This is a genomic window from Tenacibaculum sp. 190524A02b (assembly GCF_964036645.1).
GTDB classification, from domain to species: Bacteria; Bacteroidota; Bacteroidia; order Flavobacteriales; family Flavobacteriaceae; genus Polaribacter; species Polaribacter vairaonense.
Genome location: NZ_OZ038525.1, coordinates 336,202 through 360,647 on the forward strand (window position 1 = coordinate 336,202; position 24,446 = coordinate 360,647).

General features: G+C 30.7%; 20 protein-coding genes. 14 read left to right on the forward strand and 6 right to left on the reverse strand.

Translation table 11 applies throughout. The features are described from left to right. Nucleotides 1-491 precede the first annotated feature (491 nt). The 4 genes from ABNT65_RS01365 to ABNT65_RS01380 all read right to left on the reverse strand — a co-directional run bounded on the left by ABNT65_RS01365 (nt 492) and on the right by ABNT65_RS01380 (nt 7,785). A complete protein-coding gene (locus ABNT65_RS01365) occupies nt 492-1,118 on the reverse strand; it encodes a chloramphenicol acetyltransferase (RefSeq protein WP_348746957.1) in 627 nt (208 codons plus the stop codon). A 106-nt stretch (nt 1,119-1,224) separates the two neighbouring features. Continuing rightward, nucleotides 1,225-5,055: a M43 family zinc metalloprotease gene (locus ABNT65_RS01370; protein ID WP_348746958.1), complete on the reverse strand. Its 3,831-nt coding sequence runs from the start codon at nt 5,053-5,055 to the stop codon at nt 1,225-1,227. 254 nt (nt 5,056-5,309) lie between these two features. Next, the gene (locus tag ABNT65_RS01375) at nt 5,310-6,689 is read right to left on the reverse strand and encodes a T9SS type A sorting domain-containing protein (protein WP_348746959.1); all 1,380 of its coding nucleotides are present in this window, start codon (nt 6,687-6,689) and stop codon (nt 5,310-5,312) included. Between the two features lie 13 nt (nt 6,690-6,702). After that, nucleotides 6,703-7,785 (reverse strand): serine hydrolase, encoded by a 1,083-nt coding sequence (locus tag ABNT65_RS01380; protein WP_348705890.1) that lies wholly within the window; start codon nt 7,783-7,785, stop codon nt 6,703-6,705. 289 nt (nt 7,786-8,074) lie between these two features. On the opposite strand from ABNT65_RS01380, the gene ABNT65_RS01385 reads away from it, so the two are divergent. Continuing rightward, nucleotides 8,075-8,362: a hypothetical protein gene (locus tag ABNT65_RS01385; protein ID WP_348746960.1), complete on the forward strand. Its 288-nt coding sequence runs from the start codon at nt 8,075-8,077 to the stop codon at nt 8,360-8,362. Nucleotides 8,363-8,419: 57 nt separating this feature from the next. Here the strand turns inward: ABNT65_RS01385 and gcvP are convergent, their stop codons facing one another. Beyond that, the gene (gcvP, locus tag ABNT65_RS01390) at nt 8,420-11,275 is read right to left on the reverse strand and encodes an aminomethyl-transferring glycine dehydrogenase (RefSeq protein ID WP_348746961.1); all 2,856 of its coding nucleotides are present in this window, start codon (nt 11,273-11,275) and stop codon (nt 8,420-8,422) included. Nucleotides 11,276-11,403: 128 nt separating this feature from the next. Between gcvP and ABNT65_RS01395 the strand changes: the two genes are divergently transcribed. The 4 genes from ABNT65_RS01395 to ABNT65_RS01410 all read left to right on the forward strand — a co-directional run bounded on the left by ABNT65_RS01395 (nt 11,404) and on the right by ABNT65_RS01410 (nt 15,915). Then, nucleotides 11,404-12,222, forward strand: coding sequence for a hypothetical protein (locus ABNT65_RS01395; RefSeq protein ID WP_348746962.1), 819 nt, complete (start codon nt 11,404-11,406; stop codon nt 12,220-12,222). Between the two features lie 214 nt (nt 12,223-12,436). Next, on the forward strand, nt 12,437-14,338 hold the full coding sequence (gene serA / locus ABNT65_RS01400) for a phosphoglycerate dehydrogenase (protein WP_348746963.1): 1,902 nt from the start codon (nt 12,437-12,439) through the stop codon (nt 14,336-14,338). Nucleotides 14,339-14,469: 131 nt separating this feature from the next. Beyond that, nucleotides 14,470-15,267, forward strand: coding sequence for a 2-oxo acid dehydrogenase subunit E2 (locus ABNT65_RS01405; RefSeq protein ID WP_348705897.1), 798 nt, complete (start codon nt 14,470-14,472; stop codon nt 15,265-15,267). Between the two features lie 6 nt (nt 15,268-15,273). Further along, nucleotides 15,274-15,915 carry a sterol desaturase family protein gene (locus ABNT65_RS01410; protein ID WP_348746964.1) on the forward strand — a complete coding sequence of 214 codons (642 nt, stop codon included), beginning with the start codon at nt 15,274-15,276 and terminating at the stop codon, nt 15,913-15,915. 10 nt (nt 15,916-15,925) lie between these two features. Here ABNT65_RS01410 and ABNT65_RS01415 read toward each other — a convergent pair whose 3' ends face one another. Beyond that, entirely contained in the window at nt 15,926-16,702 is a 777-nt protein-coding gene (locus tag ABNT65_RS01415; RefSeq protein ID WP_348705901.1) for an IclR family transcriptional regulator, read from the reverse strand. Between the two features lie 129 nt (nt 16,703-16,831). Here ABNT65_RS01415 and kynU point away from each other — a divergent pair, with 129 nt between their 5' ends. The 9 genes from kynU (at nt 16,832) to ABNT65_RS01460 (ending at nt 24,430) form a co-directional block, all read left to right on the forward strand. Beyond that, nucleotides 16,832-18,091, forward strand: coding sequence for a kynureninase (gene kynU, locus ABNT65_RS01420; RefSeq protein ID WP_348746965.1), 1,260 nt, complete (start codon nt 16,832-16,834; stop codon nt 18,089-18,091). Nucleotides 18,092-18,101: 10 nt separating this feature from the next. Continuing rightward, nucleotides 18,102-18,404 carry a hypothetical protein gene (locus ABNT65_RS01425; protein WP_348746966.1) on the forward strand — a complete coding sequence of 101 codons (303 nt, stop codon included), beginning with the start codon at nt 18,102-18,104 and terminating at the stop codon, nt 18,402-18,404. Between the two features lie 3 nt (nt 18,405-18,407). Then, the gene (locus ABNT65_RS01430; RefSeq protein WP_348746967.1) at nt 18,408-19,820 is read left to right on the forward strand and encodes an NAD(P)/FAD-dependent oxidoreductase; all 1,413 of its coding nucleotides are present in this window, start codon (nt 18,408-18,410) and stop codon (nt 19,818-19,820) included. Beyond that, the gene (locus ABNT65_RS01435) at nt 19,820-20,341 is read left to right on the forward strand and encodes a DUF1697 domain-containing protein (RefSeq protein WP_348705908.1); all 522 of its coding nucleotides are present in this window, start codon (nt 19,820-19,822) and stop codon (nt 20,339-20,341) included. The genes ABNT65_RS01430 and ABNT65_RS01435 overlap by 1 nt, the downstream gene beginning before the upstream one ends. A gap of 2 nt (nt 20,342-20,343) precedes the next feature. Then, nucleotides 20,344-20,754, forward strand: coding sequence for a RidA family protein (locus ABNT65_RS01440; protein ID WP_348736823.1), 411 nt, complete (start codon nt 20,344-20,346; stop codon nt 20,752-20,754). A gap of 2 nt (nt 20,755-20,756) precedes the next feature. Then, nucleotides 20,757-21,449, forward strand: a complete 693-nt coding sequence (locus tag ABNT65_RS01445; protein WP_348736825.1) for a phytanoyl-CoA dioxygenase family protein — start codon at nt 20,757-20,759, stop codon at nt 21,447-21,449. Then, nucleotides 21,446-22,114, forward strand: coding sequence for a hypothetical protein (locus ABNT65_RS01450; RefSeq protein ID WP_348736827.1), 669 nt, complete (start codon nt 21,446-21,448; stop codon nt 22,112-22,114). Before ABNT65_RS01445 ends, ABNT65_RS01450 begins: the two co-directional genes overlap by 4 nt. A gap of 7 nt (nt 22,115-22,121) precedes the next feature. Then, nucleotides 22,122-23,564 (forward strand): aldehyde dehydrogenase, encoded by a 1,443-nt coding sequence (locus tag ABNT65_RS01455; RefSeq protein WP_348747814.1) that lies wholly within the window; start codon nt 22,122-22,124, stop codon nt 23,562-23,564. An 89-nt stretch (nt 23,565-23,653) separates the two neighbouring features. Beyond that, entirely contained in the window at nt 23,654-24,430 is a 777-nt protein-coding gene (locus ABNT65_RS01460; RefSeq protein WP_348746968.1) for an SDR family oxidoreductase, read from the forward strand. Nucleotides 24,431-24,446: the final 16 nt, after the last annotated feature.

Sequence of the window (24,446 nt, forward strand, 5' to 3'; positions counted from 1 at the left end):
TACGGTCTTTTTTGGATTGCTTAGCTTGCTTTTTGAGTTACTTACGGTCTTTTTTGGGCTGCTTAGCTTGCTTTTTGAGTTGCTTACAGTCTTTTTTGGATTGCTTAGCTTGCTTTTTGAGTTGCTTACGGTCTTTTTTGGGTTGCTTAGCTTGCTTTTTGAGTTGCTTATAGTCTTTTTTGGACTGCTTAGCTTGCTTTTGAGTTGCTTATAGTCTTTTTTGGATTGCTTAGCTTGCTTTTTGAGTTGCTTACGGTCTTTTTTAGATTGCTTAGCTTGCTTTTTGAGTTGCTTACAGTCTTTTTTGGATTGTTTAGCTTGCTTTTTGAGTTGCTTACGGTCTTTTTTAGATTACTCAAAAGGGTTATACAAGGAAGCTACAGGCTGAAACTATAGTTTTCTTTTCTTTTTCATCTAAGTCAAAAACAGGTTGTTTTTCTTGTGAGTGAAATTTACATCAGAAATGGTTTGAGCTTTACTTAGAAGTTTGCTTATTGTTCATTCATCAACTTTTGAAAAAGGTCTATATATTGTCCTACATGAAAACCATCTAGGAGAGCATGGTGTACATGAACAGACATAGGCATTTCTTTTATACCATTTTGTTCTGTCATTTTTCCAAAGGAAATTTTTGGGCAGCTATCATTAAAAGTAAAATTTCTAGCGTGAGATAAAGAGGTGAAATCAATCCATGGTATTGAAGAGTAATGAATCACGTTTTCACCAGAAACAGCAGGGATTAGATCTTTACTGTTTTGAACATTTTCTATTTCTTTTTTAGCTTCTTTTTCAAAATTGGTATAATCTTTAAAGTAGTTAATGTATGAAAAGCCAAAGGTGTTATTGGGTCTGCTTATAGTAGCAGAAGCATTTACTTTGTCAAAAATAATGACTTCGTCATTTATAATTCTGTATTTAAAAGATTCTATACTGTTTGCAGCTACTAATGATTTGTGTAAATAGTACAGAAAGAAGGATTGTAGATTTTCTTTACAATATTTATAAGCATTAGTGCAGTCTATGGTAACAGTTACACCAAAGAAGGGTTCCGTAAAATTTTTGAAAAAATTATAGATGTCTTTTCGATTCCAATTGTTTAGATCTATTTTGTTAGCCATTGTTATTAGAATTCTTACAACTTTAAAAGTATAAATAACTAATTAAATTAAAAAAAGGAATTGTATAATTATACAATTCCTTTTTTTAGTGGTTAAAGTTGTTTGTTTATTTTTTCAGTATTACAGAGTTTTTTGATTCTTCCTCTGTAGTTATCTTAACTAAATATACTCCTGAATTTAAATTGTTAGCTGTTAACTTTGTTTTTCCGGGGTTTTGGGTAAATGTTTCTTCTAGTAACATTTTACCTTGAAGGTTATACAGTTTTATTTGAATATTCTGTCCTTTTACTTTAGTTAAATCTATAGTAAAGGAATCAGTGAAAGGAACAGGGTAAATTGATGCTGTTGTGTCTAGGTTAATGTCATTATTACCTAGTGTGCCTCCTTTAATAGTGATGGTATAATCTTCAACTTCACCTTGTCTTGTAAGGTTTTCTCCACATGGTACTATGTAATCTTCTCTACCATATGCTAATTTAACTCTCATTCTTACTTTAGTGTCTGGAGCTAAGGTTGCCGCATCTGGTATAGTGATTTGTGTTGAATAAGGACCTGCTTCATATTTATGGAATACTTTCTCGCCTGGGTCATTAAAATCAAAATTATTGTTCCAGTCTATCCAAACTCCAATAGCATTATACGTCCAATGTTCATTTTTTGTATTTAGTGTTAATGTTTGTTCGGTACCAGCATTTACTTCAATAGGAATGTCAGTATAATCAGAATAACCTGAGTTATTAGTTTCATTCATCATGTCTCCCAATTGAACTTTGGTGATGTAGACACCGTCTTCTACTTTTTGTTTAGCAGTACAGTATTCAGTTAAAGGCTCTGTATATTCTCCAATATTAACAGGTTGATGACTTAATGAGTTAGCCCCATATTCTAAGATATCTATATATTCACCTTGTTCACCTACTTTTATTTTTATCCACATATAATATCTAAACCTTCCAACTGCATAGAAGTAACCAATATGACCTGTTTTACCTTCCCATTTTTTATAGTCTTTACTATGAATTATAAAAGGACTTTTTATATTGTTTCCGTTTTTATCTCTAGGAAAAGTAAAATCTAATTTTTCGTCTAATACAGTTGTGTTTTCGTCTAAAATTTTAACATGAGTGGTGTTTGTATCATCAGCTATAATTTGTGCTCCAAATTTAACAGAAGCACCAAAACCATCTGCATGCATTATTATTCTTGTCTCAGGTGTTGTTTTAGTGTAATCCACTTTATACTGGAACTTAAGACCACCTCCAGCTATTTGTAAATAGGTTTTGTCTTTATCTAACCTAGTGTTTACTTTATCACCTGTTATTTTTTTATCAACTGTAAGGAAAGTAAAGTCAGCTGGAGCGGTTAGTCCGTTTTCAGTATCATTGGTATCTGTATAAGCTGATGGTTTTAAAGCAAATTTAGAGATGACATTTTTATTATGATTGGTTATGTTACCAGTAAAGGTAAATTGTAATCGTTTACCATTGTCTAAAGTTTCTACTGAAGCAATACTAATACCTTCAGGTAACATGTTTACTATTTCATCTTTGTCACCATCACCATCACTATCATTCACATCTTTTATACCTATAACATAATCATCAGCGGTAACATTGTTTTTGAAGCTATTATTACCTCTTAAGATAAACTGAAATGTTTTTCTGTTTAATTCACCGTTATTTTGAATACTTTCATAGGTAAAAGGGTATCCAGTTATTAAATAGTTAACTGGGTTTAGTTGTTCAAATAATTCACCGCATTTTATTTCAGTTGTTGGAGTTACAGGAAAGGCGGAGTCTATAAGTTTAAAGCCTAGTTTATCGTGTTCTGTTTTAAATAAAGTAAAACTTACCCATCTATAAAATATTTGTCCGTCGTAAGTAAGGTATGTACCTATATACAAATCTTTATCTAAATAATTATCAATATTTGGATCATCTTGAGAAATGATTTTTTTCCAATTTTTTTCTAAATCATGATCTCTATTATATAAACTCCAGTTTGATTCACTATTAATTACTTGTCCTTTATTTAGTAGAGCTATTTGGTCTGGGCCACTAGCTGATCCATCATTTTGTAATACAAATCCTGAAGCACCTGATTCAGTGTTGGATCTAACATATAAATTATTGTTACTAAATTTAAACGCCAAGACTGAATTTCCATAGTTTAGAGAAACACGCATTCTTTGGTAGAAGCCAAACTCTTCATTATCTGAGTTGTTGTATAAGGTTCCTTCGGTTAGTAAACGTCTATATGGCGCTACGTCGTTATGGTTTCTAAACTGTATTTCAAAATCTATATCGGTAGCGTTTTCTATTTCCGATACATTTTTATTTTCAAAAGCGGCATTATTAAATGAGATTTTAAAATCTGTAACTGATCTTGCTGAATGATCAGTAGCGTTTCCTGTAAAAGTGAATAAAGCTTTATTGCTGTCAATAACATTAATTTTTGCAGATAAACCATCAGGAGTATTAGTTGTAGTAAAATGTGTGTTTTCTGTTAAGTCTTGACCAATAGTTGCGTTAGAAAAGTTTACGTTTTCTAAATAAATCATTGTTTTAGTACCTATAACTCCAGTATTTGCAATTCTTTCTTCTCTAAATTTACGACTACCACTTCCCAAGTCACTTGAATATGAAATACGAGATGTATTTGGGTTAGAAACATAAAGAGTTTCAGTTAGATTGGTGTCAGATATAACATTATCTCTCCCTGCTACATCACTATTTAAAGCAGCAATCATAGCTGCTTTTTGCCCATTTGTAAACATGCTTGTACATGGTGTGTAATTCATGAATTCATGAACATTAGTTTCTTGACCACAAGAAGAAAAAGTATAGTTACAATTATTGAAACCTTCTTTGTATTGTTGGCCAACTGTATTAGGCGTGTCATCAATGCCATCATCTGCATTACAAGCAGCAGAATCACCACTACTATATCCAGAACCCCATGAGTGATTTAAACCCAACCAGTGTCCAATTTCATGAGTAAGAATATGTCTGAAAGTAGATAGATTTTCTTCGTTTTCTACTCTATCTCCTAGTACCCAGTAAGCCATAGTAATTCCAGTTGAAGAGCCATTAGTAGTTAAGCCGTTATCGTGTTGAGGTAACCATGCATAACCTGAACCACCTTGAGTAGTATCTCCATCAACAAATTCATAGGTGTTATACCTGTTAAGAATCCAAATGTTTAAGTATTTGTTTGTTGGCCATTTTGTTTGTCTTCTCATGGTGTGAAACTGGGCTTGGTTAGTTGTAAAAGCTCTGTAGTGTACACCATAAGTAATTCCATTGGTAGGTTTCCCTTCAGGATTTTTTTGAGCTAAAACAAATCTGATTCCTACTCTAGATTCATCTGTTTTGAATTGATCTTGTATGGTGTTTCTGTTTTCAGATAATCCATTGAAATCTTCATTAACACGTTTAATAGCTCTTTTTACTTGGGTTTCAGTTAAAACAAAGTCATCATCACCATCATGTATGACATGAAAAACAACAGGTATGGTATATTCTGGAATTGTAGTGTATTCTGGGTCAGTTTCAGGGTTAATAGGGATTATTAAATTTGAAGGAGTTGTTCTTCTTTGCCCATATTTTAATTGTTCAGCAATAACTCTTAATTGTTTTTCATAGTTTAAAGAAGCTTTTTTATAAGCTTCTTTTTCATTATTACTTAAGCTTTTGTAGTGTTCATATTCTTTTAAGGTAGTATGGCATTGTTCATTTTTAAGAGCTTCAATTTTATTTTGATCCATTTTGTCAAAAGGATGAGATTGTCCGTATGAAGTGTTGTTGAAGGCTAGTGAAGTTATAAAGATAAAATGAAATAGTAGACTTTCTATTTTTAAAATAGAAGGTGGTTTTAGAATGTTTCTAACCTCATTGAAGGTGTTTTTAATTGTAGAAGGTGTAATGTTTTTAGTCATGTTGTTATTGATTTACATAAAGTTGATACAATGATAACATGACTAAGGGTAAATGTAATGGGTGTTTTTTATCTGATAGTAGTATTAAATTACCTTTAAATATTGTGTTTAAAGATTTTTGTTGAAAAAAAATGTCGAATACGTGTTTTTTGTTGTAAAATTAACAGTGAAAACGCATGTTTGTTGAGATAATTTAAATTTGTGGATTAGGACTTATTCTTAGTTTAGAACAAGAGTTGTGTGATTGAAAAAAGTTAATTATTTTCTATAATCACTTTTTCTGACTTTATGTAAATTAAATCTTTATTAGGGCTGTAAATGTTAATCAGTAAATAGTAAACTCCAGAGGCAAAGTTATCTAGATGTATAGTGTGTTGATTAGTGTTTGTACTGAAGGTTTTTACCAGTTTTCCATTCATATTGTATAGGGTACCAGTAGTAAAATACATTTCTTTAGTGTCTTTAATGCTCAAATTTAAAAAGCCATTGCTAGGATTAGGGTACGTTTTACAAATTAAAAGTGGAGTAGCGGTGAAGATATTTTCACAGCTATTATTGTAGGTAATGTTTTCTGTATTTTTTAAAGTGAAATTTTTAATGTCTTTTTTGTAGTCTGTCCAAGTATCAGTTTTGTAAACATCTTTGTAACTCCAAAATACAATGCCTCCGTAACCATTGTTTTTACATAATTTTTGTTGGTTTAAAGGAGATGTTTGTTGATTGAATAGATCTACGGAAAAGCTTACTTCAGAAATAAGTATTGGTTTGTTCAGTTTCCATTCTTGAGCTTGATTTATATGAGGTGACATTGTGTTGCCCATATAGTTATAAAAGTGAAAAGAGTAAAAGTCAAGATATACTTTAGAGCAGTTAAAACCTAATTGATGGAATTCACTTTCATGCCAGTAGTTTTTAGTGCTATTGTTTTTAAAAGGTTTAGCAGAACCAATAGTGATATTTTGATCGGTGTTTTCTCTTATGGCTTCTATACATTTTCCAATGAATTGTTGCATTTCTATTTTACTTACCGTTTGTTGTGTAGTACCGCCATAGTCAACATTCATTCCCCATTCAGGTTCATTCATGATTTCCCAGGCTAGAATATTACATTGTTTTTTTAAGCTTTTAACCATGGGGATAAGTGCCTTTTGAATATAGCTATTTGTTTTTTGTTTGTTTTTAATAAGGTCTGCATGAAGCCCAGCATATTTACCAGCTACCTTAGTGTAATCTTCAAGCATATCGTGTGACCAAAGTGTAAGAATAACCATTAAAGAATGTTCATTCGCTAATTTTACAACGTTATTAAGTTGTTGTAAAAAATTATTGTCTAACCCAGTTACATAGCCTTGTTCATCAAAATTAGGGTTAGCTCTACCATCGCAATGAATCCATATTCTAACACAATTAACTCCATTTTCTTGCAAGTCTTTAAAGGAGTCTTTGAACCAATTAGAGTCGTATCCTTCTCCCCATATATGATGTTCTCCAAAATCCCATCCGAAATTATTCCAAGGAATATTAACACCATTTATATAGTATTCTTTTCCGTTGAGATGAATAGTATTAATTTGTGCATTATTAATGAAAGGGTAAAAGGAAATTAGAAAAATAAGGTATAACTTTTTATTCATAGCAGCTTTTTTTTTAGTTAATGCTTGATAGTTCATTACTGATTTTAGCTCTAAATTCTTTGTTGGTCAAAATTTTTAGTATAAATGCATTGTGGGTTTTGGTAAGTTCTTTTCTTTCGGAAGGAGTAAGGTTGTTGAAAAAATAAACAACTTCTGTAGTATTCCCCTTTTTGTCAGTAGCATAAAAGGTATTTGTAAAAACGAAAGCAGTTGAACCACCTTTAGTGCCTGCATGTTGTAACCATTTTTGGTTTTTGGGGTTCTTCATCAAAGATTCTAAAGCTTCATCAAGATAGCTGTGAGTTTTTTTACTTAAATAAGATTTAGAGTTTAATTTATTCATTAACTCTGTATATTCACTTACTGTAGAGCTAGGTAAATTGTCAGATCTTACTTTTTGAATATTAATTCTTAAATCTCCTTTGTTTTTTTTATAAGTAGAATCTAATAGTAATTTATTATGGATGCTATGAGTAGCGTTTATATATTTTTTAAGGGGAAGATTTTTTAGTTTATTTTTTAGTTTTGTTCCAATGGTATTAGGGAATAGTTCTTTGCCTACGAATAAAGAAGATACCATATAGTAAATTTCAGTATGTTTTTGTATGCCAAGTTCTTTAAGACGTCTATTAATATTTTTAAGCCCTAGTCTATGGCATAACCATTCAGTATTGGCATTTGAACTATATCTAATCATTCCTTTAGTGATTTCTCGGATAGAAATTTTATTGTTTATAATTTTTGATTTACTTTTTTCTAACCATTTTGAATGTGATCCTCCGTCCGTATTTTTAACATGGAATTTTTCTAGCTCGCTAATATGAATTTTTTCATCTGGATTTATTAAGCTATTAGCTGCTTGTATAGCATATTCTATAGCAATAATTATTTTTACGGTACTAGCTAAGGGCATTATTTTGTTTGAATTAACATTGGCTATAATGTCTTTGTTTCGTACAATTTTAATAGCAGATCTTTGCGGATGTTTTTTTATAAACTCTAAGACAATATTTTCTTTTTGGGAGTTAGATTGAAAGCTTATAATAGCTATGAGGATACCTAAGATAGGGATTAATATAAACAGTTTTCTTAGCATTTGACTTTTACTTTTGTGGAACAAAAATAAAATATTATAGAATTATAGGGTGAAAAAATACTAGGTTTTAGTTTTTATGGTTGTTAATAACTTTCACTTTAGTTTGTTCTCTTGGGGCCAGTATTGATGCTATTTGTTTATTAAATATAATTTACTATATTTAAGTTGTTAATAATTATTAACATATGTTATCAACAATTGTTGATAAATTTGTTTATTTTTACACTCAATTTATTGAAATGTAGTTTTTTATGTTTTGTAAGTTGAATTATTAAATTCCCCATATATTATGTTCTTTAAAAAAACAAAAAAAGTAAAAAAGGAAAACCAAGAGAAGCTCTTGAGATTTCCAAAGATTGATGTATTAGAGCACAGGATTGATCAGGTAAATGATGCTTTGAACCTTAAAAGGGCATTCTTTGCTGAAAATTTAAATCGAACAAGACTGAAGATCTTTTTCAATGATCATTCAGGTTTACAAAAAGTTGAAACTTCTGTTTGGACTATTTCTAAAAAAGCAATTACTCTAAAAAATAATACAGTAATTCCGCTCAGTGATATTGTAGCGGTAGCATAAATAAAAAAGCCCTCGGAAACTCCGAGGGCTTTTTTATGTTGGTATTTGTCTTGTTTTCTAAGCTTCAGCTTCCATATAATCTTCAATAGGATTACAAGAGCACACAAGGTTTCTATCACCAAAAGCGTCATCAACTCTACGTACAGATGGCCAAAATTTATTTTCAGCAATATAATCTAGAGGAAAAGCAGCTTCTTTACGAGAATAAGGTAAATCCCATTCATCAGCAACTAACATTTCTTGTGTATGTGGCGCATTCTTTAAAACATTGTTGTTATCATCTTTAGAAGCGGTATCAATTTCTTTTCGGATAGAAATTAAAGCATCACAAAAACGATCTAATTCTGAAATACTTTCACTTTCAGTAGGTTCAACCATGATAGTTCCTGCTACAGGGAAAGATACTGTTGGCGCATGAAATCCGTAATCCATTAGACGTTTAGCAATATCTCCAACTTCAATTCCGTTTTGTTTAAATGCTCTACAGTCTAAAATCATTTCATGAGCAGCACGTCCCATTTCACCAGTGTATAATGTATCAAAATGACCTTGTAAACGCTCTTTCATGTAATTAGCATTTAAGATAGCATTTTTAGTAGAATTGGTTAATCCGTCAGCTCCTAACATAGCTATATAGCCATAAGAAATAATACAAGCTAAGGCAGAACCCCAAGGAGCAGCAGAAATAGCGGTAATGGCATTGTCTCCTCCAGTTCCTACTACTGGGTTAGTTGGTAAAAACGGTACTAATTGAGGAGCTACACAAATTGGTCCAACTCCAGGTCCACCTCCTCCGTGAGGAATGGCAAACGTTTTATGTAAGTTTAAGTGACAAACATCGGCACCAATTGTTGCAGGATTAGTTAATCCAACTTGGGCATTCATGTTTGCACCATCCATATATACTTGACCACCATTGTCATGTATAATTTGAGTGATTTCTTTAATGGCTTTTTCATATACACCATGTGTAGATGGATAGGTAACCATTAAAGCAGCTAAGTTATCTTTATGTTTTTCAGCCTTAGCACGTAAATCTTCTACATCAATATTACCTCTTTCATCCGTTTTAGTAACTACAACCTTCATTCCAGCCATAATTGCAGAAGCAGGGTTGGTTCCGTGAGCAGAGGCAGGAATTAAACAGATATTTCTATGAGTATCACCATTAGCTTCATGATAAGCTCTGATTACCATTAAGCCAGCAAATTCTCCTTGTGCTCCAGAGTTTGGTTGTAATGAAGTACCAGCAAAACCTGTTACAACATTTAATTGTTGTTCTAAGTTTTTAAGCATTTCTTGGTAACCCTCAGCTTGGTTTAATGGAACAAATGGATGGATATTACCCCATTGTGGATTGCTTAAAGGTAACATTTCAGAAGCAGCATTTAACTTCATAGTACATGATCCTAACGAAATCATTGAGTGATTTAAAGCTAAATCTTTACGTTCTAATTTTTTAATATAACGCATCATATCAGTTTCTGATTGATACGTATTGAATACTTCGTTTTCTAAGAAAGTAGTATTTCTTTTTACTTCTGTAGGTATTGCATTAGCTGAACTAAATTCTTCAATAGTAATGTCTTGGATATTAAAAGCTTGTTCAAAACAATCAACAATAGCGTTTATTTCTTTTAAACTTACTGTTTCGTTTACAGAAATAGAAACATGGTTTTCATCAACATAATTAAAGTTAATTCCATTAGCTTCCGCTACACTACGTAATTTAGCAGCTTCCACTTCAACTAAAATTGTATCAAAGTAAGCTGTGTTTTTTTGCTTAAAACCTAATCTTTCAAGAGCAGATGCAATAGTTGTAGTTGCTGTATGTACTCTATTAGCTATGTAGTTTAATCCATCTTTTCCATGGTAAACGGCATACATACCAGCCATAACAGCTAATAATACTTGTGCAGTACAAATGTTAGAGGTAGCTTTTTCACGTTTAATATGTTGTTCACGTGTTTGTAAAGCCATACGTAAAGCTCTGTCTCCATTTCTATCTTTGGTAACACCAATAATACGTCCAGGAATACTACGCTTATATGCTTCTTTAGTTGCAAAGTAACCAGCGTGAGGTCCACCATATCCTAAAGGAATACCAAAGCGTTGCGTAGTTCCAACTACTACATCAGCACCAAATTCAGCAGGAGCTTTTAATACAACTAATGATAAAATATCCGCTGCTACAGCTACTTTTATATTATTGGCATTTGCTTTAGCTACAAAATCAGTGTAATCATATACTTGTCCGTGTTTTCCTGGGTATTGTACAATAGCTCCAAAGAATTCATCTGAGAAATCAAAGTTTTCATGATTGTCAATAACTAATTCAATTCCAATTGGAATAGCACGTGTTTTAAGCACCGATAACGTTTGCGGTAAAATTTCAGAAGAAACAAAGAATTTATTAGCACCAGCTTTTTTCTTAGCTCTTTCTCTAACATCAAATAATAAAGCCATTGCTTCTGCAGCTGCAGTAGCTTCATCTAATAAAGAAGCATTGGCTAATTCCATTCCAGTTAAATCACAAACCATAGTTTGGTAATTAAGTAAAGCTTCTAAACGACCTTGAGCAATCTCTGCTTGGTAAGGTGTATAGGCTGTATACCATCCTGGATTTTCTAATATGTTTCTTTGAATTACGCTAGGTATAATAGCTTCATGATATCCTAAACCTATATAGCTTTTAAAGACTTTATTCTTTGAGGCTAATTCGTTTATATGATTTAAGTACTCATATTCACTCATAGCTGGCTCTAAGTCTAGCTCTCCATTTAATCGGATATCATCAGGAATAGTTTCATTAATTAATTGATCTAAAGAATCTACGCCTATGGTCTTAAGCATGTTTTCATGATCTTTAACACGCGGACCTATATGTCTTAATTGAAATGAATTTGTGTTCATTTGTGCTGTTTGTTTTACGTGAGCCAAAAATAATTAAATTAGATGATTATACTAATATGTTTTTGATGTAAACTGTTAATTTATTAACCGAATATTAACATACTAAACAGATATGCTATTTTTGTTTAATGAACTATTTGAAAATTATTTTTAATTTTTACATAAATTCTAGTATTCATGTGGCATTGGCGGTTTGTTCTTTGCTTAGAGTTACAGAATTATATTTTGAATTACCTTATAATAAAATTTTAAATAATGTAGTATTCTATGGTACTATAACAGGATACAATTTTGTTAAATATGCAGGAGTAGCTAAACTACATCATAAAAGTTTGACTAAAAACTTAAAGGTTATTCAAATTTTTTCGTTGATATGCTTTCTTTTGCTGTGTAATTATTTGTGGAGATTACCTGTTGACATTATTTTATTTTTTGTTCCATTTGGAGTTTTGACTTTGTTGTATGCTATTCCAGTTTTTAAACGTTTTCAAAAAAGTTTACGAAATATAAGTTATTTGAAAATTATTGTAGTTGCTTTTGTATGGGCAGGAGTAACGGTTTTATTGCCTATATATGAGGAGGTAGAAATGTTTAGTCAGTTTAAAGTTTTTGGAGTATTCTTTCAGCGATTTTTACTAGTTATTGTTCTTATTTTGCCTTTTGATATTAGAGATATGAAGTTTGATGCTATTTCTTTACAAACGATTCCAAAGAAAATAGGGGTGTTTAAAACAAAATTGTTGGGTGTTTTTTTAGTGGTTATATGTTTTACATTAGAATTATTCATAACAAAAACTTATTACCAACGATTATCTTTATTTTTTACATTATTGGTTTTTACTTTTCTTTTATTACAATCTAAGGAGGACCAATCAAGGTATTATAGTTCATTTTTGGTAGAATCAGTACCAATTATTTGGTGGGGTTTACTAGTGGTTATAACATAAGGTTAATTTTATATTGTTGATATTTAGTGTTTAAGCTAGTGGTTTTAGATAATTTATATTTTTAGTGTAGCTTATTTGTTTTTTTAAAAAATGAATACATGAAATTTAAATAAACTGTAAAAAAATGTGAAAAATTGTAAATGTTATCATTTTGTGATACTTTTTTATCGAATCATTTGTAATTTGCAGGCATACAATACAACACATATTAATAATGAACACAACAAGTACCTTAAAAAGAAATTATGTTTTTGACTTTGATAGTACATTAACTAAAGTTGAAGCTTTGGATGTTTTAGCAGAAATAACCTTAGCTAATAATCCTCAGAAAAAAGAGATTATTGAAGGGATTACTAATATAACAAACCTTGGAATTGATGGCGAAATTTCATTTCCAGAATCGTTAGAGAGGCGTATTAAAATGTTAGATGCTAAAAAGTCAGATTTAACCCTTTTAATAAAAGAATTAAGAAGAAAAGTGTCTGTGTCCATTGAAAGAAATAAAGAGTTTTTTGAGCAATTTTCTGATGATATTTATGTAATTTCAGCAGGGTTTAAGGAATTTATAGATCCAATAGTTGCAGAGTATAATATACCTTCTGAAAGGGTATATGCTAATACTTTTGAATTTGATGACAATGATAGTATTGTTGGCTTTGATAGAGAAAATGTTTTGTCTACTCATAATGGTAAAATTCAATGTTTAAAAGACTTGAATTTACAAGGTGAGATTCAAGTAATAGGAGATGGGTATAGTGATTATGTTACTAGAGAAGCTGGTGTAGCGGATACCTTTTTTGCCTACACAGAAAATATTAAAAGAGATAAAACGGTAGCAAATGCTGATTATATTGCTCCAAATTTAGATGAATTTTTATACGTAAATAATTTGCCAAGAAAAATATCATACCCAAAAAATAGAATAAAAATTCTATTGTTAGAAAATATACATGTAGATGCTAATACAAAACTTACAGAAGATGGGTTCTCTGTGGAAACAGTATCAAGAAGTTTGTCAGAGGATGAGCTTATAGAAAAATTAAAAGATGTACATGTTTTAGGAATTCGTTCTAAAACACAGGTTACTAAAAAGGTTATTCAAGCTGCTGAAAAACTAATGGTTGTGTCTGCATTTTGTATTGGGACTAAACAAATAGATTTAGAAGCTTGTAAAGAAAATGGAATTGTAGTTTTTAATGCGCCTTATAGTAATACTCGTTCTGTTGTTGAATTAGCTATTGGAGAGATCATTATGTTAATGCGTAGTGTTTTTCAAAGGAGTACAGAGTTACATAATGGGCAATGGAATAAAACAGCTCAAGGATCAAGAGAAGTGCGTGGTAAAAAATTAGGGATTGTTGGGTATGGTAATATAGGAAAACAACTTTCTGTTTTAGCGGAAGGGTTGGGTATGGATGTATATTATTATGATGTGGAGGATAAGTTGGCTTTAGGAAATGCAACTAGAATTAATACTTTAAAAGAGTTATTAAATATTTCAGATGTAGTCACGTTACATGTGGACGATAATTCAGCTAATAAAAACTTTATTGGTGAAGAGGAAATAGCTCAAATGAAAGATGGGGCACATTTAGTGAATCTTTCTAGAGGGTTTGTAGTGGATATTCAAGCGTTGGTAACGGCATTAAAATCAGGTAAGTTAGCTGGTGCTGCTGTAGATGTTTATCCAGAAGAGCCTAGAAAAAATGGTGATTTTTATACGGAGCTTAAAGGATTGGATAATGTGATTTTAACACCGCATGTTGGGGGTAGTACAGAAGAAGCTCAAAGAGATATTGCAGATTTTGTACCTAATAAAATAATGGCATATATAAACTCAGGTAATACTGTTGATGCAGTTAATTTCCCTAATATAAGATTACCTAAGCATAAAAATGCACATCGTTTTTTACATATTCATAAAAATGTTCCTGGTATTATGGCTAAGATTAATAAAGAATTAGCAGCTTACGAGTTAAATATTACTGGGCAATATCTTTCAACTGATGATAAAGTAGGGTATGTAATTACGGATGTAGATAAAGAATATAATCAGGAAGTTATAGCTAAGCTTAAAGAGGTTGATGGAACTATAAAGTTTAGAGTACTTTATTAATTGAGGATTAATCTGTAAAAAGCTTTAAATGAATCACTTTTTAGGTTGTTCTTTGAGTTTGAAAATTCTACTTTAAAATAAATAGTTATATTTAATCGTTTATTTTAAAGTAGAATTTTAATAATTATTGTGTGAAAAAGAATGTAGAATATAGGTCTAGGCTTACTTTAAGCCCTTGGAGAAAAATTTCTGTAGGATCTTGGAAACCAAAAGGAGACTCATCGATTTATGTATTTGAAGATATTACTGTAGATAAAGTATTGTTGTTTTGTAAGCTGCACAAAATTTCTTTTACTTCATTTTTAATAAAGGTTTTATCAAAAACGATACAAGAAAATCCTAGAATAAATAGTGTAATTCGATTTGGTAATATATACCAAAGAGAAAACATCTCAGTATTTGCGCATGCTTTAAAAAATAGTTTAGAAGACGATCTTTCTGGGATATTAATAGAAAATGCACATACTATAAAAATAGAAGAAGTTGATGCTATTTTTAAAAATGAATTGACAGTATTAAAAGAGGGAAAAGATGCTTATGTTAAGTCAAAAAACAATTTTAAATTAATTCATCCTTTTTTAGTTAAAAGTATACTTAACTTTTTGAGTTTTATAAGTTATAGTTTAAATATACATTTAAGTTTTTTAAAAATTCCTAAAGATTCTTTTGGAAGCATTATGTTAACTAATGTAGGGAGTTTAGGTATAGCAAAAGCATTTTGTCCAATAGCACCATATACAAGAATTCCTATGGTTGTGTCTGTTGGAGGTGTAACTTTAAAACCGTGGATAGTTGATGGTCAAATACAAAAAGTAAATCTCGTAACTTTTGGATTTACTTTTGATCATAGGATAATGGATGGCAAGCATTTTGCAGATTTTATAACAACATTTAGAACTTTTTTTGAAACACCTGAATTAATAAAATAATTGCTTATGAAAAATATGGCTTCAGATAATCATTATTTATTGCGTTTTTTTACATCTAAAAATCCAATGTATTCACTTATAAAAGTGCTGCCATTATTAGCATTTTTAATATATGTATTAATGAGTAGTCCATTTCACTACCTACAAATTATAGCTTTTGGTTTAGGAATTATTTACTGGAGTCTTTTTGAGTATTTTGTACATAGAATTGTTTATCATAAAAGAACTAATAACAAAGAGTTGCAATGGTATCTTGATGCTTTTCATTTACATCATCATAAAAATTTAAGAGATTACCGAGTTTTAAATGCCGGTTTTTTATTAGTTTATCCATTAGCATTGTCACTTTTACTAATTGTTTACTGGTTTACTAATAGTATAGTACTGATGGCAAGTTTTGGTTTTGGAGCTATACTTTATTATTTGTTTTATGAGTACGTACACTATGAAATACATCATAAAATACATAAAACAAAATATTTAAAAAATATTCAGAAATACCACTTATACCATCACTATTATAAATGGAATAAGAATTTTGGTAATACCACAACTCTTTGGGATAAAGTTTTTGGAACTTATGATGGTACATATAAAACAATTGTTTATACAGAAGAACAAATAAATGATTTAATATTGAAAAAATAAAGTTTACATTTTATAAAGAATCAAAATTGCTAACCTCTTTTTCTATTATAGTTGCTCCCTTTTGCAAAATAGAGATATAGCTATTGATATTTTCTACTCTAAATCTACTTAAAGGGCCAGAAGCACTTATACTAGCAATAACTTTATTGTTTTTATTTCTGATAGGAATAGCAATACAAACTAAACCAGACTCAAGTTCTTCCATGTCTAAAGCATACCCTTGAAGTTGTATTTTTTTTAACTCTTGTTTTAGTTTAGGTTTATTAGCAAGTGTGTTTTGTGTAAAAGTATCAAGTTTAAGGTTATTTATTGTGTTTTCTTGTTCTATAAAAGGAAGGTAACTTAATAATAATTTTCCAGCTGCTGTAGCATGAATAGGTTCGTAAGAGCCAATAGAAGTATTTATTTTTAGCCCATGTAAGCTATCAGCTTTATCAATGTGAAAAACTTTATTGTTTTTTAAAACACTTAATAAAACTGTTTCTTGTATTTCTAAGGCTACATTTTTTATAGGCTCATGAGTAAGTGCTTTAATAGATTTATAAATAGAAACTCTATTTCCTAGTTCATAAAGTTTGCTTCCTAAACTGTATTTGTCATTATACGTTTGATGTACAATGTTTAAATGCATTAACGTATTTAATAATCTATATGTAGTACTTTTATTATAGCCTGTTTTTTGGGCTAATTCTCTTACACCCCAAACTTTTTTCTCATCTGTAAAAGCATCCAATAAAGTAAAGGCTTTTTTTACAGACTGGTTGATGTTTTTATCAAGTTCATTCATAAAATTAACACTATAATCTTGACTAAAATAATAAAAATGTATAAATTTATAAAACACCGTTTTGAATAGTGAAACGTTTTTGATAATACTATTAAGTATCTTTAAGCATTCGATAAGATTTTGAAAAGCATGTACAAAACAACATTAGACTTTGCAATACAATTAGATAAAGAAGATAAATTGTCTTATTTAAGAGAGCAATTTCATATACCAAAAGATAAAAAAGGAAATAATTGGTTGTATTTTACAGGAAACTCATTAGGCTTGCAACCAAAACAAACCCAACAATACATTCAACAAGAGTTAAATGATTGGGCTAAATATGGAGTAGAAGGGCATTTTGAAGGAGAAACGCCATGGTTACCTTACCATGAGTTTTTAACAGAGAAAATGGCAAAAATAGTTGGAGCAAAACCTATAGAAGTTGTAGTCATGAATACCTTGACAACAAACTTACATTTATTAATGGTTTCTTTTTATCAGCCAACAAAATCAAAATATAAAATTGTTATTGAAAGTGATGCTTTTCCTTCAGATAGATATGCAGTACAGTCTCAATTAAAGTTTCATGGTTTTAATCCCAATGAAGATTTAATTGAATGGAAACCACGTAAAGGGGAAGAGTTATTAAGAATTGAAGATTTAGAAAAAATAATAGAAAAACAAGGAGATGAAATAGCTTTGCTATTAATTGGAGGCGTAAATTATTATACAGGACAATATCTAGATATAAAACGAATTGCAGAAATTGGACATGCTAAAGATTGTGTAGTAGGAATAGACTTGGCACATGGTGCAGGAAATGTACAACCAAATTTACATGAAAGTGGTGTTGATTTTGCTGCGTGGTGTACTTATAAGTACTTAAACTCTGGACCAGGAAGTTTAGCTGGATTATTTGTGCATGAAAAACATGCTAAAAATAGAAGCTTACCAAGGTTTGCAGGTTGGTGGAATCATAATAAAGAAACCCGATTTAACATGCGTCAACCATTTGATGTGATGGAAGGAGCCGAAGGTTGGCAGTTAAGTAATCCGCCTATATTGTCCATGGCGGCTATTAGAGCTTCTTTAGATATGTTTGATGAGGTTGGTATGGAAGCCTTACAAGAAAAATCGGAAAAATTGACAGGTTATTTTGAGTACTTAATTCAACAAATAGACACCGATAGAATAAAAATAATTACACCTAATAACCCCAAAGAAAGAGGTTGTCAATTATCAATACAAGTACAAAACGCAGATAAAAGTTTGCATGAAAAATTAACAGCGCATCATATTATAACAGATTGGAGAGAGCCGGATGTAATACGTTGTGCACCAGTACCCATGTATAACAGTTTTGAAGATGTGTATAGAATGGTGGAAATTTTAAAGGAGTTATTATAAAGTTTTTATTATGGAGAAGAAAGTAACGAATTATAAAAAATGGTCTTTTAAGTTTTTAATATATGTAGTATTGTTAAATATACTTATAGCTTATTTAACAGCAATTACTCCAATTGGCTTAGGTAATAATGGAGAAATGTTGTCAATAAGAATAACTGTTTTATCACTTCTAATTTTAGGACTATTAGTTTCTGGTATAGTTTTAACTATTTTGAGTGTTAAAAATAAGGAAGAAAAAAATTATCAATACAAAGTTTCAATCTATGGATATCCAATTTTTATACTAATTAATTTGATTTTTGGTTTTTTGTAAAATATGAATAAACAAGATAAAATAGTAATCATAGGAGCAGGTTTATGCGGAAGTTTATTAGGACTTCGATTAGCACAACGCGGTTATAAAATTGAGCTATATGAAAGCAGACCTGATTTACGAAAAGTAGACATCTCAGCTGGACGTTCTATTAATTTAGCTCTGTCTGATAGAGGGTTTAAGGCTTTACGACTAGCAGGGGTAGAAGAAAAAGCTAGAGAGTTATGTATTCCCATGTATGGTAGATTAATTCATGATGATGAAGGAAATACATTTGCATCTAATTACTCTGGTAGAGAAGGTGAGTATATCAACTCAATTTCCAGGCAAGACTTAAACGCTTTATTGTTAGAAGAAGTAGATAAGCATGAAAATGTAACTATCCACTTTAATAGTAAATGCACATCGGTAGATATTGAAAATAAGATAGCCCATTTTAAAAGTTATAAAACCAAAGAAGAGTTTTCTGTAGAAGCAGATGTAATATTCGGAACAGATGGAGCTGGATCCGCTTTGAGAAAAAGTTACTACTTAGAAAGAAAGTTCTTATTTAGTTATAGTCAGAATTATTTAACACACGGATATAAAGAGTTGGAAATTCCAGCTGATAAAAACGGAAAACATCAAATAAGTAAAGATCATTTGCATATATGGCCTAGAGGGAAATATATGCTAATAGCTTTACCGAATTTAGACGGAAGCTTTACTGTAACTCTTTTTTTGAGTTATGAAGAAGGAGAATACAATTTTAACAATTTAACTACAGAAGAAAAAGTGACTGCGTTTTTTGAGTCGCAATTTCCAGATGCTTTGAAGCTAATACCAAGTATAAAAGACGAATTTTTTAATAATCCAACAGGAGCCTTAGGAACCGTGAAGTGTTCACCTTGGTATTATAAAGGAAATACCTTATTAATGGGAGATGCAGCACATGCAATTGTACCGTTTTATGGGCAAGGAATGAATGCTTCATTTGAAGATGTAACCGTTTTTGATGCTATTTTAGAAGCCAATGAAGGTAATTGGGAAGCTGTTTTTAAAGAATATCAAAAAGTAAGAAAACCAGATACAGATGCCATAGCGGACTTAGCAGTAGATAATTATTATGAAATGAGAGACCATGTGGCTAATCCATTATTTAAACAAAAAAGAAAAATAGAAATGGAGTTGGAAAAAACATTTCCAATAGAATATTATTCAAAATATGCTATGGTAACTTTTAATGAAGAAATGCCTTATGCTGAAGCTATGAAAAAAGGAAGAGCGCAAGACAAAGCTTTGTTAAATATGGTAGCAGATAAAGAGGTTTCTAGTGATAATAGTTTAACAAAAGAAACCTTAAGAGTAATATTAGGGAAAATAAAAGAAGAAACGAATGAGATTTTAGAAGAGGATAAAATAGCTGGATTGAAATAATGAAAACATATATCATTTTACTTAGAGGTATTAATGTATCAGGGAAAAATAAACTTCCAATGGCAGAATTAAAAACCTTATTGCAAGATTTGAATTTTGAAAAAGTACAAACCTATATTCAAAGTGGAAACATAATTCTAAAATCAGAAGAAGAAAAAGCAACAATATCAAACAAAATAAAAACAGAAATAGCTAATAAATATGGTTATGATGTCCCAGTCTTAACAAAGACTATTGAGGAGTGGAGAGAAGGCATAGAAAACAATCCTTTTAAAGAAGTAGCAGAAAAGCAACAATATTTTACATTTTTGTCTGAAGCCTCTAAAATAACTGAAATAGAAGTAAACGCTAAAGAAGATGAGTTTACAATAAATAACAATATGGTTTATGTAAATGCAGTGGGAGGTTATGGGAAAACAAAACTGAATAACAATTTTTTTGAGAAAAAATTAAAGGTAGAAGCTACCACACGTAATTTAAAAACAACATTAAAACTATTAGAGTTAGCTAATAAAGAATAATCATGGAAAGTAAAGTAATTAAAGGGAAAGCAATACCAAGAGGAAAATTTCCACATGTTAAGCAAGTAGGAGATTTTATATATGTTTCTGGGACTAGTTCAAGAAGACCAGATAATTCTTTTGAAGGAGTTGAAGTAGATGAATTTGGAACGACTAATTTAGATATACGTAAACAGACCAAAGCAGTTATTGAAAACATTAGCGATATTCTTGATGAGGTTGGTGCAGGTTTAGATGATATTGTAGATGTAACTTCCTTTTTAGTAAATATGAATGATTTTGGAGGCTATAATGAAGTGTATGCACAATACTTTGATTATAATGGTCCAACAAGAACAACTGTTGCGGTGCACCAACTTCCGCATCCACATTTACTCATTGAAATAAAAGTAGTAGCTTATAAAAAACAATAATATTGTTAGACTTTCAACAACATAAAATACAATTAGAAGAAAACGGATTTTCTATAACAGAAGCTATTTTTAGTCATTCTGAAGTTGAGTGTTTAAAAGAACTGATAGAAAAACCAGAAACCTATGCTGTAAGGCAACTTTTAAATAAGCACCCTCAAATCAAGGAAAAACTATTCGAAAATAAAAAGTTTCAAGAATTAGTGAAAACTATTTGTGGTACAAAGTATTTTATAACCAAAGGAATCTATTTTAATAAACCTGCACAATCAAATTGGTTTGTGGGATATCATCAAGATATAAGTATAAGTGCAAAAAATAAAATAGTATCAGAAGGCTACACTAATTGGACAAATAAAAAAGGACAATTGGGCGTAATACCACCACCAACTATTTTAGAACAAACGGTAACCATAAGAATTCATTTAGATGATACTGATGAGACAAACGGAGCTCTGAAAGTAATTCCTAAAAGTCATAAAAATGGAATAATTAGAGTTGACCAAAATTTTACGATAAAAAACTTAGAAAAGGAAGTAGTTTGTAAAGTGAAAAAAGGAAGTGTAATGTTGATGAAACCATTGCTACTACATGCATCTTCAAAATCAACAGCAAAGCAAGATAGAGGTGTTATTCATATAGAGCTTTGTAATGAGGAAATACCTATGCAGTGGTTAGAAAAAAAGAAAATTATATGAAAAAAGAATATATAACATTAATGATAATAGTAATGCATATGTTTTTTATAAAAACATATGCTGATTTAGGTGAAGGGTATCGTTTTTATGGAGAAGTAGTTGTTAAAGGCGAAAAAGTAAGAGGTTATTTTTATGAACATAGTTGGGGTGAGCTTAATCCAGGTTTCTCAGTATTAAAACTATACAAAGAAAATAATCGAAAAGAAGTGGTAGTTTACCCTGAAATAAAAACCTTAACGCATAATGGTACAAATGAGGACTTTGCATTAAAAGGTTCTGGGATTAAAATTCAATTGCATAAAATAATAGAAATAAATACCTATAATAGATTAAAAACGAGTCCAGATAAAGTTTTGATCTTGTTAACTCAAAAAGAGTATGAATTAATAACTAAAAGGAGAGTTAATTTTGATTATGTACATTTTAAGGATTATGATACGCTAGTGGCTGAAAACTGTTTTGATTTGTTAATATCACCAAAAAATAAAAAAGAATTAGAGGCAGAAGCTAAAATACTTTCTGATAAATTAAAACAAAAAATAGAAAAATTAGGAGGTAATCTTGAAATGGAAAATGGAGGTTTATATTGGAAGTATTTCGATGCAGAAAAAAAGAAATTATTAGAAAAAGAAATAATAGTTGTAACCATTTGTAATGCTTTATAAATTAAGTATGGATATAAAAAACTACATAAACGGTGAGTTTATAGCACCAATAGCCAATAATTACATAGATAATTACAATCCATCAGTAGGTAAAGTATATGGCAAAATCCCCAACTCAACAAAAGAAGATGTAGCGTTGGCATATCAGGCAGCTAAAAAAGCATTTCCAAGTTGGTCTTCAACAACATTAGAAAAGAGAAGTCAAATACTATCCAAAATAGCACAACAAATTCAAGAAAAACTAGAAATGTTAGCTAATGCTGAAGCAAAAGATAATGGAAAACCACTGAGTTTAGCAAAAAAAGTAGATATACCTAGAGCTTCTTCTAATTTCCAGTTTTTTGCCAATGCCATCACACAATTTTCATCAGAATCACATGAAAGTATTGGGTTAAATGCCATTAATTTCACACTACGTCAATCTATTGGAGTTGTGGGGTGTATTTCTCCATGGAATTTACCATTATACTTATTTACATGGAAAATAGCTCCTGCTATAGCAGCTGGAAATTGTGTGGTAGCTAAACCTAGCGAAGTTACTCCAATGACAGCCTATTTATTAGGAGAAATATGTACAGAGGCAGGATTACCAAAAGGTGTTTTGAATATTGTTCATGGTTTAGGAAGCACTACTGGACAAGCTATTATTGAACATCCAGATATTAAAGCAATCTCTTTTACAGGAGGTACTACTACAGGTGCACACATTGCCAGAACAGCAGCGCCTATGTTTAAAAAATTATCGTTAGAATTAGGAGGGAAAAATCCTAATATCATATTTGCAGATTGTGATTATGATAAAATGTTAGCTACAACTGTACGCTCATCTTTTGCCAATCAAGGACAAATATGTTTATGTGGAAGTCGAATTTTTGTAGAAGAAACTATCTATGAAAAGTTTAAAAAAGATTTTATTCAAAAAGTATCGAATTTAAAAATAGGCAATCCTTTTGATGAAGATACAGCTATAGGAGCATTGGTGTCAAAAGCACATTTAGAAAAAGTAAAATCGTACATTGATATAGCTGAACAAGAAGGTGGAAAGATCCTTTATGGTGGACAAAAAGTAATCGTAAAAGGTAACGAAGAAGGTTATTATTTACAGCCAACAATTATTGAAGTTTCTGATAATCAATGTAAGTTAAATCAAGAAGAGATTTTTGGTCCAGTAGTAACTATAATGCCATTTAAAAACCAAGAGGAAGCTTTAGCTATGGCAAATGATGTAAAGTATGGGTTGTCCGCAACATTGTGGACTAATAACTTAAATAGAACTATGCAAATAAGTAAAAAGTTACAAGCAGGAATTGTGTGGGTAAATACGTGGTTGAATAGAGATTTAAGAACACCTTTTGGAGGAGTGAAAGCAAGTGGTGTGGGAAGAGAAGGTGGTTTAGAAGCCTTACGCTTTTTTACTGAACCTAAAAATATATGTATAGAATATAATTAAAGTATAAATGTCATCTCGAGCGCAGTCGAGAGATTATTAAGTACAAAAAGCAGGTCTTGACTGTGCTCGACCTGACAAAAAATGAATAAATGAACTTAAACATACAAAATAAAAACGCATTAGTTTGCGGAAGCACACAAGGTATTGGTAAAGCCACAGCAATTTTACTCGCAGAAGAAGGAGTAAACGTAACATTAGTAGCACGTAATGGAGAAAAGTTAAAAACAGTTATAAAAGAATTACCTAATAACAATCAAAATCATAACTATATTGTTGCTGACTTTTCAAACCCAGAAGAATTAAAACAAAAAATAACGGCTTCAGCATTAAATTATCATATTTTAATTAATAATACTGGAGGGCCAGCTGGTGGCCCAGTTTTTAATGCAAAATTGGAAGAGTTTGAAAAAGCATTTACAATGCATTTAAAATGTAACCATGTGCTAACACAAGCCGTAGTGCCTTTTATGAAAGAGGCAGCATATGGAAGAATTATCAATGTAATTTCTACATCGGTAAAGCAACCTTTAGATGGATTAGGAGTATCTAATACTATTAGAGGTGCAGTTGCTAATTGGTCAAAAACGATGGCAAATGAGTTAGGAGCGCACGGAATAACTGTAAACAATGTATTACCAGGAGCTACAGCTACAGAAAGATTAAATGAAATCATTAATAATAAAGCTAAGAAAACAGGGAAAACAGTAGAAGATATTGCGGAGATAATGAAAAATGCATCACCAGCAAAACGTTTTGCAGAACCTGAAGAAGTAGCACACGCAGTAGTCTTCTTGGCAAGTGAAAGAGCTAGTTACATTAACGGAATTAATGTTCCTGTTGATGGAGGAAGAACAAAATCATTATAGCAGAATTAAGATTCTC

Coding starts and splice junctions, on each gene's coding strand:
- ABNT65_RS01365 (WP_348746957.1), bottom strand. CDS start 1,118: ATGGCTAACAAAATAGATCTAAACAATTGGAATCGAAAAGACATCTAT.
- ABNT65_RS01370 (WP_348746958.1), bottom strand. CDS start 5,055: ATGACTAAAAACATTACACCTTCTACAATTAAAAACACCTTCAATGAG.
- ABNT65_RS01375 (WP_348746959.1), bottom strand. CDS start 6,689: ATGAATAAAAAGTTATACCTTATTTTTCTAATTTCCTTTTACCCTTTC.
- ABNT65_RS01380 (WP_348705890.1), bottom strand. CDS start 7,785: ATGCTAAGAAAACTGTTTATATTAATCCCTATCTTAGGTATCCTCATA.
- ABNT65_RS01385 (WP_348746960.1), top strand. CDS start 8,075: ATGTTCTTTAAAAAAACAAAAAAAGTAAAAAAGGAAAACCAAGAGAAG.
- gcvP (WP_348746961.1), bottom strand. CDS start 11,275: ATGAACACAAATTCATTTCAATTAAGACATATAGGTCCGCGTGTTAAA.
- ABNT65_RS01395 (WP_348746962.1), top strand. CDS start 11,404: ATGAACTATTTGAAAATTATTTTTAATTTTTACATAAATTCTAGTATT.
- serA (WP_348746963.1), top strand. CDS start 12,437: ATGAACACAACAAGTACCTTAAAAAGAAATTATGTTTTTGACTTTGAT.
- ABNT65_RS01410 (WP_348746964.1), top strand. CDS start 15,274: ATGAAAAATATGGCTTCAGATAATCATTATTTATTGCGTTTTTTTACA.
- ABNT65_RS01415 (WP_348705901.1), bottom strand. CDS start 16,702: ATGAATGAACTTGATAAAAACATCAACCAGTCTGTAAAAAAAGCCTTT.
- kynU (WP_348746965.1), top strand. CDS start 16,832: ATGTACAAAACAACATTAGACTTTGCAATACAATTAGATAAAGAAGAT.
- ABNT65_RS01425 (WP_348746966.1), top strand. CDS start 18,102: ATGGAGAAGAAAGTAACGAATTATAAAAAATGGTCTTTTAAGTTTTTA.
- ABNT65_RS01430 (WP_348746967.1), top strand. CDS start 18,408: ATGAATAAACAAGATAAAATAGTAATCATAGGAGCAGGTTTATGCGGA.
- ABNT65_RS01435 (WP_348705908.1), top strand. CDS start 19,820: ATGAAAACATATATCATTTTACTTAGAGGTATTAATGTATCAGGGAAA.
- ABNT65_RS01440 (WP_348736823.1), top strand. CDS start 20,344: ATGGAAAGTAAAGTAATTAAAGGGAAAGCAATACCAAGAGGAAAATTT.
- ABNT65_RS01450 (WP_348736827.1), top strand. CDS start 21,446: ATGAAAAAAGAATATATAACATTAATGATAATAGTAATGCATATGTTT.
- ABNT65_RS01455 (WP_348747814.1), top strand. CDS start 22,122: ATGGATATAAAAAACTACATAAACGGTGAGTTTATAGCACCAATAGCC.
- ABNT65_RS01460 (WP_348746968.1), top strand. CDS start 23,654: ATGAACTTAAACATACAAAATAAAAACGCATTAGTTTGCGGAAGCACA.